The sequence below is a fragment of the Micromonospora sp. RTP1Z1 genome (assembly GCF_033804685.1).
GTDB lineage: Bacteria > Actinomycetota > Actinomycetes > Mycobacteriales > Micromonosporaceae > Micromonospora.
In genome coordinates this window covers 122,974-134,229 of the sequence record NZ_JAPFQV010000010.1, presented here as the reverse complement: position 1 = coordinate 134,229, position 11,256 = coordinate 122,974, and the positions used below count along the sequence as shown (strand labels likewise).

The 11,256-nt window shown below is 71.7% G+C and carries 9 protein-coding genes; 7 read left to right on the top strand and 2 right to left on the bottom strand.

Annotation, left to right across the window (positions count from 1 at the left end; genetic code table 11):
- Positions 1–327 precede the first annotated feature (327 nt).
- The 7 genes from SLP03_RS08280 (at position 328) to SLP03_RS08250 (ending at position 9,081) form a co-directional block, all read left to right on the top strand.
- A complete protein-coding gene (locus tag SLP03_RS08280; RefSeq protein WP_319459923.1) occupies positions 328–1,572 on the top strand; it encodes a fused response regulator/phosphatase in 1,245 nt (414 codons plus the stop codon).
- A complete protein-coding gene (locus SLP03_RS08275; protein ID WP_319459922.1) occupies positions 1,569–3,323 on the top strand; it encodes a sensor histidine kinase in 1,755 nt (584 codons plus the stop codon). Before SLP03_RS08280 ends, SLP03_RS08275 begins: the two co-directional genes overlap by 4 nt.
- Positions 3,320–3,772 (top strand): response regulator, encoded by a 453-nt coding sequence (locus SLP03_RS08270; protein WP_319459921.1) that lies wholly within the window; start codon positions 3,320–3,322, stop codon positions 3,770–3,772. The genes SLP03_RS08275 and SLP03_RS08270 overlap by 4 nt, the downstream gene beginning before the upstream one ends.
- Positions 3,765–4,574, top strand: a complete 810-nt coding sequence (locus SLP03_RS08265) for an inositol monophosphatase family protein (RefSeq protein WP_319459920.1) — start codon at positions 3,765–3,767, stop codon at positions 4,572–4,574. The genes SLP03_RS08270 and SLP03_RS08265 overlap by 8 nt, the downstream gene beginning before the upstream one ends.
- A gap of 209 nt (positions 4,575–4,783) precedes the next feature.
- Positions 4,784–5,803, top strand: a complete 1,020-nt coding sequence (locus SLP03_RS08260) for a coiled-coil domain-containing protein (RefSeq protein ID WP_413644487.1) — start codon at positions 4,784–4,786, stop codon at positions 5,801–5,803.
- A gap of 36 nt (positions 5,804–5,839) precedes the next feature.
- Entirely contained in the window at positions 5,840–7,393 is a 1,554-nt protein-coding gene (locus tag SLP03_RS08255) for a fused MFS/spermidine synthase (RefSeq protein WP_319459918.1), read from the top strand.
- Between the two features lie 71 nt (positions 7,394–7,464).
- On the top strand, positions 7,465–9,081 hold the full coding sequence (locus SLP03_RS08250) for a serine/threonine-protein kinase (RefSeq protein WP_319459917.1): 1,617 nt from the start codon (positions 7,465–7,467) through the stop codon (positions 9,079–9,081).
- Positions 9,082–9,138: 57 nt separating this feature from the next.
- Here SLP03_RS08250 and SLP03_RS08245 read toward each other — a convergent pair whose 3' ends face one another.
- Together SLP03_RS08245 and SLP03_RS08240 are read right to left on the bottom strand one after the other, a co-directional pair.
- Positions 9,139–9,804 carry a potassium channel family protein gene (locus SLP03_RS08245; protein ID WP_413644486.1) on the bottom strand — a complete coding sequence of 222 codons (666 nt, stop codon included), beginning with the start codon at positions 9,802–9,804 and terminating at the stop codon, positions 9,139–9,141.
- A 4-nt stretch (positions 9,805–9,808) separates the two neighbouring features.
- Positions 9,809–11,140: a TrkH family potassium uptake protein gene (locus SLP03_RS08240; RefSeq protein ID WP_319459915.1), complete on the bottom strand. Its 1,332-nt coding sequence runs from the start codon at positions 11,138–11,140 to the stop codon at positions 9,809–9,811.
- Positions 11,141–11,256: the final 116 nt, after the last annotated feature.

The window sequence follows — 11,256 nt, the reverse complement described above, 5'->3', positions numbered from 1 at the left end:
GGCGCTCGCCCGGTCGGCGGGGCGGGTGGGGGGTGCGCCCACGGGAACTCCTCGGGGGTGGGGCCAGGGGTGGGGATCATCCTGCACCCCGCCGATCGGGAACGGGACTCCCGCCCGCCGGATCCGGTGGACGAGCGGTGCCCGGGAGGTGGCCAGCGCGCGGGGCGTAACATCGGCGGTCCGCTTTGTCGCTGAGCGGGTGGGTGAGCCGGCCCGTACCGCCTGTGCGGACGCCGCCGTGTTGTGTGCGACCGTTGTCTAATACAGGATCAGCAGGGCACTCGGAAGGAGCCCGACATCACCACCGATCTCCCGCGTCTCGCGGCGGTGACCCGGCCGCACCGGGGAACCGGCCTGGCCGGTTCCTCCGTCGAGCCGTACCCGCACGGCGGCCTCGGGCGGCACGGCAACCTGCCGCCCGGCGAGCGGCTGCGGGTCCTGCTGGTCGAGGACGACGAGGGCGACGCCTTCCTGGTCGGCGAGCTGCTCGCCGAGACCAACTCGATGATCGACCTGTTGGTCGCCAGCAGCCTGAGCGAGGCCCGGCAACGGGTGATGGGCGTCGACTGCGTACTGCTCGATCTCGGCCTGCCGGACGCGCAGGGGCTGGACGGGCTGCGCCAGGTGCTGGAGATGTCCACCGGCGCCGCGGTCTGCGTGCTGACCGGCCGCTCCGACGAGCACCTGGGCATCGTCGCGGTCGCCGAGGGCGCGCAGGACTATCTGGTCAAGGGGCAGGTCGACGGGGTCCTGCTGACCCGGGCGCTGCGCTACGCCGTGGAACGCAAGCGGGCCGACGAGAACGCCCGCCGGCTGCGCGAGGTCGAGCTGCGTCAGGCCGAGTCCGCCCGCCTGGAGCGGGGCCTGCTGCCGCAGCCGCTGATGACCACCGACCAGGTGTCGGTGCACACGTTCTACCGCCCCGGCCGGCACGCGGCGCTGATCGGCGGCGACTTCTACGACGTGGTGCAGACCCGGCCGGACCGGATCGACCTGATCGTCGGTGACGTCTGCGGGCACGGCGTGGACGAGGCGGCCCTCGGCGTCGAGCTGCGGGTGGCCTGGCGGGCCCTGATCCTGGCCGGGGTGCCGGACGACGAGGTGCTGCCCGCCCTGGAGCAGGTGCTGATGAGCGAGCGCCGGCTCCAGGAGATCTTCGCCACGGTGGCGACCGTCCGACTCGATCTGGCCGCCAACAGCGCCACCGTACGACTCGCCGGTCATCCGCCGCCGCTGCTGCTCAGCGGGGGTAAGGTCGCGCCGGTGCCGGCCAAGGGTGGCCGGCTGCTCGGCGTCCGACCGCGCCGGCCCGAAGCCTTCGATCTGGAGTTCGACAGCGATGACTGGTCCCTGCTGATGTACACCGACGGCCTGATCGAGGGTCGGGTGGGCGCCAGTGACGATCGGCTCGACGTGCCGGGGCTGACCGACCTGCTCGCCGACCCGGCCAACCGGGCGGTGCCGCTGTCCGAGCTGCCGGCCTGGCTGGTGGGTCGTGCCGAGCAGATCAACGGCGGCCCGCTCGCCGACGACGTCGCGATGCTGCTGGTCACCCGGGGCGACGGCCGGTGAACGCGTACCGGCAGGGCTGGACCCTGCGACGCCGGGTGGTCGCGCTGCTCACCGTGGTGCTGGTGCTGCTGCTCGGGCTGGCCGCGGCCGAGGCCGCGGTGGCGGCGAAGAACCGGCAGAACATCGACGCCGTCCTGATCAGGACCGGTCCGCTCCGGGTGCAGGGCCAGGAGCTGCTGAGCGCGCTGCTCGACCAGGAGACCGGCATCCGCGGGTACGCGGTGAACGGTAACCGCGAGGACCTGGCCCCGTACCGGGCGGGGCTGCAGCGGGAGCAGGCCACCGTTGCCGAGATGGAGAAGCTGGCCGCCGGCTATGCGGGCGTACTGCGCGAGTTGCGGGTCGTCGAGCAGGGGGCGGCGCAATGGCGCGAGCAGGTCGCCGAGCCGGTGATCGCGACGACCGAACGCAGCGGGCCGGCCGCCGGGCAGGCGCTGATCACCGGCCAGACCCGGCAGCAGTTCGACGGCATCCGCGCCTCGCTGAACCACCTCCAGACCGAGATCCTCATCGTGCGGCAGCAGTCCGCCGACAAGGTCAACCGGACCGGCAACCTGCTCGTCGTTCTGCTGATCGTCGCGGCCCTGGTGGTGGCGGTGGCGGGTGCGGTCATGGTGATCTCCCTGGACCGCATCCTGATCCGGCCGCTGGCCGGGCTGGTGGGCCAGGTGCGGGAGGTCGCCGCGGGCGACTACCAGCACCACATCGAAGGCTCCGGGCCGCCGGAGTTCCGCCTGCTCGCCGACGACATCGACGGCATGCGGCAGAAGATCGCCCGGGAGCTGGCGGAGGTCCGCGAGGCCCGGGAGCGCATCGAGTGGGTCAACAGCCAGCTCCAGAAGCAGACCGAGGAGCTGACCCGGTCCAACCGTGACCTGGAGCAGTTCGCCTACGTCGCCTCGCACGACCTGCAGGAGCCGCTGCGCAAGGTGGCGAGCTTCTGCCAGCTGCTCCAGCGCCGATACGCCGGTCAGCTCGACGAGCGGGCCGACCAGTACATCGCCTTCGCCGTCGACGGCGCGCAGCGGATGCAGCGCCTGATCAACGACCTGCTCGCGTTCTCCCGGATCGGCCGGCTCACCACCGGCTTCACCGAGGTCGACCTGAACAAGGTGATGGGCGACGTGGCCGGCCAGACCGAGGCCGCCCGGCAGTACTCCGACGCCGAGCTGACCTGGGGCGAGTTGCCGGTGATCCGCGGCGAGGAGCCGCTGCTGACCAACCTGCTGGCCAACCTCGTCAGCAACTCGATCAAGTTCCGCCGTCCGGACGTGCCGCCGAAGGTGCACGTCTCGGCCCGGCTGGTCGGCGACGAGTGGGAGATCAGCTGCCAGGACAACGGCATCGGGATCGAGGCGGAGTTCGCGGACAAGATCTTCCTGATCTTCCAGCGGCTGCACGCCAAGGACGCGTACCCGGGCACCGGCATCGGCCTGGCGATCGCGAAGAAGATCGTGGAGTACCACGGTGGCCGGGTCTGGGTGGACACCGGCACCGAGGAGGGCACGGCGATCCGCTTCACCCTCCCCGCCCTCCCCGAGGACGTCGAGGCGGCGAAGGCGGCGGCCGAGGCGGGTGCGGCGGACGGAACCGCAGGTGGCGAGGAGTCGACCGGGGACGGGACGGTGGCCGGCGACGGCGCCGAGGACGCGCCGGTCGGTCGGCAGCCGGGCGGACCGGTGCGCGGAGACGCGGCCGACGGGGCGGCCGGACACGGTACAACGGGTGGCATGAAGGAGACGGTGGGATGACGGTGCCGGCAGACGGCAGGAGCCCGATCGAGGTCCTGCTGGTCGAGGACGACCCGGGCGACGTGCTGATGACCCAGGAGGCGTTCGAGGAGCACAAGCTCCGCAACCGGCTGACGGTCGTCTCGGACGGCGCCGAGGCCCTGGCCTACCTGCGGCGTGAGGGCCAGTACGCGGACGCGGTGACCCCCGACCTGATCCTGCTCGACCTCAACCTGCCCCGCCGCGACGGCCGGGAGGTGCTCGAGGACATCAAGCAGGACGAGAACCTGCGCCGGATCCCGGTGGTGGTGCTCACCACCTCGCAGGCCGAGGAGGACATTCTGCGCAGCTACCAGCTGCACGCCAACGCCTACGTGACCAAGCCGGTGGACTTCGAGCGCTTCATCTCGGTGGTCCGCCAGATCGACGAGTTCTTCGTCAGCGTGGTCAAGCTGCCGCCGCGTGGCTGACCCCCTGCTCGACGATGTCGGCGAGCTGCTGCGGGAGGCCGCGGCGAAGGTCGTGGTGCCGCTGTTCCAGCGGCTCGACGACGCCGACATCGCCGAGAAGTCCCCCGGTGACATGGTCACCGTCGCCGACCGGCGGGCCGAGGAGCTGATCTCCGCCGGGCTGCGGCGGTTGCGTCCCGACTCGGTGGTGGTCGGCGAGGAGGCCGTCGCCGACGACCCGAAGCTGCTGCGGCACCTGCACGGCGGCGGTGACGTCTGGCTGGTCGACCCGGTCGACGGCACCGCCAACTTCGCCGCCGGCCGTCGGCCTTTCGCCCTGATGGTGGCGCTGCTGACCGACGGCGAGCAGGTGGCCTCCTGGGTGTACGACCCACTGGCCGGCACCCTCGCCACCGCCCGGGCGGGGGAGGGCGTGTACCTGGACGGGACGCCGGTGCGGACGACCGGCGCGGTGCCGGCGGTCGGCGCGCTGCGGGGCACCGCGATGACCCGGTTCCTCCCACCCGACGCACGGCGGTCCGCCGAGGCGGGTGGCCGGCGGATCGGCGAGCTGCTTCCCGGTCAGCACTGCGCCGGCCGGGAGTACCTCGACCTGCTCACCGGGGAGCAGCAGTTCGTGCTCTTCTGGCGGACCCTGCCGTGGGACCACGCGCCGGGCACCCTGCTGGTCCGGCAGGCCGGCGGGGTGGCCCGCCGCTTCGACGGTGCCGACTACCGCCCGGCCGACGACGGCCGGGGCCTGCTGGTGGCGGTGAGCGAAGAGGTGTGGACCGAGGTCCGGGCCGCGCTGCTCGACGGCTGAGCGGCGCTCCGCGACGGCGTCGGCACGCTGCGTCGATGGTCGGCGTCGTCAGAGGTCGGGGGCCTGGCCCGGCCCGCCTCGTCCGGTATCGTGACCGGCGGTTTCCGCCAGCAGGCCGCCACCCGGCGCCGGCGGAGCCGCCGCCGCGCAAATGGTCATCGGGGGCCGGCGGTCGACGGAAGGACGCTTTCGTGCCCAGGAACAGGCTCATCCGGCGGCGCGTCCGCCGGCCGTTGCTCACCCTGCTCGCCGCGACGGCCCTGTTGCTCGGCGCCGGCCTCGCCCCGGCCGGGGTCGCCGCGGCCGCGCCGACCCCGAGTGCGCCGAACGAGGGCGGCAGCAAGCAGCTCCGCGCGGCGCTCGACGCGGCGGCGCGGGGCCACATCGAGGCGAAGGCCCGGCTCGACAACTCGACGCGCCGGCAGGTGGCGCTGACCGGGCAGCTCAAGGGGATCGAGCTGCGCCTGGTGGAGCTGAAGTCGCAGGTCGGCGAGGTCGCCGCGCAGTCGTACCGGGTGGGTCGGCTGACCCCGGTGTCGATGCTGCTGGCCAGCGCCGACCCGAACGCGTTCCTCAAGCGGGCCGCCGAGCTGGACGTGATGGCCCAGCGGGACAGCAAGCGGCTGCGCGCGTTCATCGACGCCAAGACGGAGGCCGCCCAGGCCAAGGCGGCGATCGACATCGAGGTGCGCGAGCAGCAGAAGCAGCTCGCGGTGCTGGCCAAGAAGAAGCGGGACGCCGAGATCGCGCTGGCCAAGGTCAGCTCGGGCAGCAGCTCCGGGTTCAGCGGCGGCTCGACCTCCGCCAAGCCGGCGCCGCGCAACTCGGACGGCTCCTGGCCGTCGGAGTCCTGCTCCGTCAACGACCCGACCACCTCCGGCTGCATCACCCCGCGCACCCTGCACGCGCTCCAGCAGGCCCAGGCGGCCGGCTACAAGCGCTACGTCTCGTGCTACCGCAGTGGCGGCGACGGCGAGCACCCGAAGGGCCGGGCCTGCGACTTCGCCGCGGCCACCGGCGGCTTCGAGGACGTCTCGGCGACCGGTGGGGACAAGGCGTACGGGGACAGCCTGGCCAACTACTTCAAGAACAACGCGAGCCGGCTCGGCGTGATGTACGTGATCTGGTACCGGCAGATCTGGATGCCGAACACCGGCTGGCGGTCGTACAGCGGCGGCGGCAGTCCCGCCGCCGACCACACAAACCATGTTCATCTTTCGATGTACTGATCCGGACCGCCGGAGAGGCTGCGTACCATCGCGACGGTGAGCAGCTCATCGTCCGATGTCGTGGTGGAGTCCGCGCCGACCGCGCCGACGCCGCCCCGAGCCCTGCCGAACGGGCTCGCCGCGCTCCTGGTGTTCCTCTCCAGCGGGGCCGTGCTGGTCCTGGAGACCGTCTCGCTCCGCCTGGTCGGCCCGTACGTCGGGGTGACGCTGCAGGTGACCAGCTCGGTCATCGGCATGGCGTTGGGCGCGATCGCCTACGGGGCGTGGATGGGCGGGTTCCTGGCCGACCGGCGGGACCCGCGCACCCTGCTGGCCCCGGCCCTGGTGCTGGCCGGCATCGCCACCGCGGTCACCCTCCCCGTCGTCCGATACGCCGGTGAGGCGCTGCGCGGTGGCGCGGCGGGCGCGGTGCTGCTGCTCACCGCGCTGGCGGTGCTGGTGCCGGCGGCGCTGCTCGCCGGGGTCACCCCGCTGGTGGTCAAGCTTCAGCTCGCCGACCTGCGCCGTACCGGGCAGGTGATCGGGCGGCTCTCCGGCATCGGCACCCTGGGCGGGATCACCGCCACAATGATCACCGGCTTCGTGCTGGTGGCGGCGCTGCCCAGCACGGTGATCGTGCTCGGGCTGGCGGTGCTGCTCGGGGTCACCGGGTTGGCGCTCGGGGCGTACCTGCGGCGGCGGGCGGGGACCGGGCTGCCCGGTCCGGCCCGGGCGAAGGCCGCCCTGGCGGTGCTCGGCCTGGCCGGCGCCGGCCTCGCCACGGTCGCCCCGAACCCATGTGACGTGGAGACCGCGTACCACTGCGCGAAGATCGAGGTGGATCCGCAGTGGACGCAGGGGCGGTACCTGTACCTCAACTCGGCCCAGCACTCGTACGTCGACCTGGCGGACCCGACGCACCTGAAGTACGCGTACACGCAGTGGATGGGCCTGGTGGCCGACGCGGCGGCGCCGAAGGGGCAGCGGCTGGACGCCCTGCACCTGGGCGGCGGTGGCTTCACCATGCCGCGCTACCTGGCCGCCACCCGGCCGGGCACCGACAACCTGGTGTTCGAGATCGACGGCGGCCTGGTCGAGCTGGACCGGCGGGAGCTGGGCGTGCGCACCGGCCCGGAGCTGCGCGCGCTGGTCGGGGACGCCCGGGTGCTGCTCGACGCCGAACCGGCCGACAGCCGGGACCTGATCGTCGGTGACGCCTTCGGCCACCTGGTGGTGCCCTGGCACCTGGCGACCCGGGAGATGGCCGCCGAGATCCGCCGGGTGCTCCGGCCGGGCGGGATCTACGTGCAGAACGTCATCGACTACCCGCCGGACCGGTTCATCCGCGCCGAGCTGGCCACCGTGGCCGCCGAGTTCCGGTACGTCGCGCTGGTCGCCCCGCCCGGCGCGATCGCCAGGCGGTACGGCTCGAACTTCCTGATCGTCGGCTCGGACGCGCCGCTGCCGCTGCCCCGGATCCAGGTCGGGCTGCGCACCCTGCCCGAGGAGGCGAGCCTGGTGCAGGACGACGAGGTGTCCGCGTTCGTCGGGGACGCGCTGATGCTGACCGACGACTACGCCCCGGTGGACCAACTGCTCGCGACCGCCTGATCGGGTGACTTTCCTGACCGATTCCGACTGTTCAGGTGTAGGTGGGATCACCTCGGGCAACAGGATCCACCATGGGTGGAGTGGTCAAAGGCGGCGCGCAGCTGCTGGGTGAGCGGTACCGGCTGATCGAACAGCTCGGTGTGGGCGGCATGTCGGTGGTGTGGCGCGGCTACGACGAGGTGCTCGGCCGCCAGGTCGCGGTCAAGGTGCTCGCGTCCCGGTTGGCCAGCGACAAGGCCTTCCGGCACCGGATCCGGATCGAGGCGCAGGCCGCCGCCCGGCTCTGCCACCCCAACATCACCAATGTGTACGACTACGGCGAGTCCGAGCAGGTCGGGCTGACCGTGCCGTACGTCGTGATGGAGCTGGTCGACGGCGGCTCGCTGAGCAGCCGGCTCGGTCGCGGCGGGCAGTTGCCCTGGCGCGAGGCCGTGACGATCGGCGCGGAGGTCGCCTCGGCGCTGGCCACCGCGCACGCCCGGGGCGTGGTGCACCGGGACGTCACCCCCGGCAACGTCATGCTCACCTCGACCGGGGTGAAGGTCGTCGACTTCGGCATCTCGGCGCTGGTCGGGGAGAGCGAGAAGGGCCCGGACGGCGCCCTGCTCGGCACCCCCGCCTATCTCGCCCCGGAGCGGCTCGACAACGGCCAGGTCTCCCCGGCCACCGACGTGTACGCGGTGGGCCTGCTGCTGTACCGGATGCTGACCGGCCGGCTGCCCTGGCAGGCCAGCACCACCACCCAGATGCTCCGGGCGCACATGTACAACGACCCGGACCCGATGCCGTCGGTGGTCGGGCTGCCGACCGAGGTCGAGGAGCTGGTCCGGCGCTGCCTGGCGAAGCGCCCCGCGGACCGTCCGGCGACCGCCGAGGTGGCCCGGACGCTCGGGGACGCGGCCGGTATCGCGGCGATCGTGCCGGTCTCCCCGGCGCTGGGTCAGTTCGACCCGACGCTGCTGGAGAACGCCGGGACCACCATCCTGCCCTGGTCGTCGGCGACCGACGCGCTGCCCTTCTCGAGCCTGCGTACCCGGACCCGTCGGGCGGCGACCCGGCGGCGCAGGGTGGAGGCCGGGGTGGCCGCGGTGGGCCTGGTCGCGGTGACCGCCGCGATGTGGGGGATGACCTCGCGGAGCCCGGCCAGCGGGGGGGTGGAACCCACCGCGGCCCGGATGGGGCTGCCCCAACCGGCGCCCTGCAACGTCGCTTACTCGCTGCGCAAGGACTCCGGCCGGGACTTCGCCGCCGAGCTGACGCTGACCAACACCGGCGGCCGGGAGCTGCGGGACTGGACGATGAGCTTCACCTTCCCGGGCCGGCAGACGGTGACGAAGGCGGCGCCGAGCGCGATCCGGCAGCAGGGGCGGACCGTGCTGGTCACGCCGGCCTCGGCGGACAAGTCGCTGGCCCCCGGGGCGTCTGAGAAGGTTGCCCTGACCGGCCGGTACACCGGGACCAACCCGTTGCCGGTGGAGTTCAAGCTCGGCGACGCCGCCTGCGGCGTGCAGGTCTCCGGGGTGGCCGGGACGAGGCCGACGACGAAGCCGCCGGCCGCCAAGGCCTCGACCACGAAGGCCCGCGGCGGCTCGTCCGGGGGGAGCTCCGGTGGCGGGTCGAAGGCGAGGCAGGACAAGCCCAGCAAGGGCAAGGGGTCCGGTGATGACGAGGGAAAAGGCGGAAGGTAGAGACGAAGAAGGGGGACGGTAAGGGCAAGGGGAAGTGACCCTCGTACGGGGCCGAGGTCAGCTCATTGCGGAGAACCGCTGCACCTGCTCGATGCTGCCCTCCACGATCAACGTGCTGTCCGGTTTGATCACGACGTCCGGACGCGCGTACTCGTAGCGGTTGTCAGAGGTGCGCACGCCGACCACGAGCACGCCGAATCTCTCGCGTATGTCGATGTCCGCCAGCCGCCGGCCGATCAGCCCGCTCGGCGCCGGAGTCTTCGCCAGCGCGAAGTTCTCGCCGAACTCGACGAAGTCGAGCAGCTTGCTGACGATCAGATGGGCGACCCGCTCGCCCATCTCCGCCTCGGGAAAGATCACGTGCTGGGCACCGGTCGCGTAGAGGATCTTGGCGTGTTTCCTTGACGTGGCCCGGGCCCAGATGTCCCTGACACCCACCTCGTTGAGGGCCAGCACCGTCAGCACGCTCGCCTCCAAGGTGCCGCCGATCGCCACCACCACCCGGTGAAAGTCCGGTAGACCGAGCTGTCGCAACGCGGTCTCGCTGGTGCCATCAGCCTGCACCACCTGAGTGAGCCGCTCGGACCATCGCTGCACCCGTTCGGGGTCGGCGTCGATGGCCAGCACCTGCTGATTGAGGTGTGCCAGCGCTTCCGCGATCTGGCTCCCGAAGCGTCCCAGGCCGATTACGGCGACATCGCCTGCGCTTCTACGAGATTTGATTCCCCTAGCCGACAATGGGTCTCTCCTCGGGATACCGGTACAGCCGATGGCGGGTCCGCAGGGCGAGCGCCGACGCCGCGGCGATCGTGCCGACGCGACCGACGAAGAGCAGGATGATCAGCAGGTACTGCACGGGCTGCGGCAGCGTCGGTGTGATGTCCGTGGCGATCCCCGCGGTGGAGAACGCCGACGTCACTTCGAACAATGCCCGGTAGAAGCGCACGTTGCTGGTCAATCCCATCATCAGCAGTGCAGCCGAGCTCACCAGCGCCACGCCGAGCAGCGCGATGGTGAGCGCCTGCCGCTGGGTCACCGAGGCGATCCGTCGATGGCCCATGACGACATCGGGCTCGCCGCGCACCTCGGCCCAGATGACGTACGCCAGCAGGAAGAAGGTGGTCACCTTGATCCCGCCCGCTGTGCTGGCGCTGCCACCGCCGATGAACATCAGCGCGGTGACGATGGCACTGGTCTCCTCACGCACGTCGCCGTACTCAAAGGTGTTGAACCCACCGGACCGGGGGATGGTGCCCTGCACGAACGAGGCGAGGAGCTTGGTCGGGACGTCCTGGCGGCCGAGGGTGCGGGAGTTGCTCCACTCCAGCAGGAGGATCGAGAGGAAGCCCACCACGAGCAGTATCAACGAGCCCCAGACGGTCAGCCGGGTGTGCACAGACCATCGTTCGTGACGTCGCCAGGTGTGGCGCAGCTCGAAGAGCACCGGGAAACCCAGCGAGCCGATGATGACCCCGATGGTCGGCGGTAGACACATCCAGGGGTCCCCGATGAACCTGTCCCAACTCTCGAACAGGGTGAAGCCGCTGTTGTTGAAGGCCTGGACACCGTGGAAGACGCCGAACCAGGCCGCGCGGCCGAGCGGGTAGTGGTAGTGCAGCCAGAGCCGCCCCGCCATCATCACGGCGATCGCGCTCTCCCAGATCAGCATCGTCGTCGCGATCCGGAGCAGCGTGCGTCGCGTTTCACCGATGCCGATGCCGGCGCCCTCCGCTTGGAGCACCAGTCGGTTGCGCAGCCCGAGCTCCCGCGACACCGTCAGAAGGAGCAGGAGGGCCATCGCCATGATTCCGAACCCGCCGAGCTGGGTCAGCACCGTGATGGCGACGTGGCCGAAGCCGGACCAGTAAGTCGATGTCTCGACGAGGTCGAGGCCGGCGGTGCACACGGATGAGGTGGCCGTGTCCAGCGCGATCAGGAACGGCGCACCGTGACCGGCGCGGCGGGAGACCGGCAGCATCATCACCGCGGTTCCGACCCCGATGGCCGCGAGCAGGGTGAGTGGCACGATCCGGACCGGGTTCTGGAGGGCCTGTCTCACCGACCCCCAACCCCACACCCGCCCTTGTTACCACCTGCCGGCGGGTGTCATCTCGAACTCGGATGAGATTCATCCGGCGGACAGTTACCGCCTGACCGGTCGTCGCCTGCCCTCGG